This is a genomic window from Pseudoalteromonas sp. S1610, from assembly GCF_005887465.1.
GTDB lineage: Bacteria > Pseudomonadota > Gammaproteobacteria > Enterobacterales > Alteromonadaceae > Pseudoalteromonas > Pseudoalteromonas undina.
In genome coordinates this window covers 1-257 of record NZ_PNDI01000192.1, presented here as the reverse complement: position 1 = coordinate 257, position 257 = coordinate 1, and the positions used below count along the sequence as shown (strand labels likewise).

Genomic DNA, 257 nt, shown 5'->3' with positions numbered 1-257 from the left:
AAAGTAATCTGTTACGTATGGTTAGACTATGATGGATTTGCTCCCACCGTAGTAAACCCATAATTTGTTGATTATCAAATAAGTTATACCCATAAACTCCACCACTGCGTTTATGATTTAAAATTTCAAAGGCATCTGCAAGAGTTGCTTGTCTGCTGATACCTTTTAAGCTAATGTACATTATATTGACCGCCTTATCAGACATTAAACTCAAGTCATATTCATCTAGGCGATAACCATTTTCTTCATCAAATACA

General features: G+C 34.2%; 1 pseudogene. It reads right to left on the bottom strand.

Annotated features, from left to right (window positions below):
- Window positions 1-257, bottom strand: a pseudogene (locus CWB77_RS18345) (chloride channel protein); the annotation flags it as partial.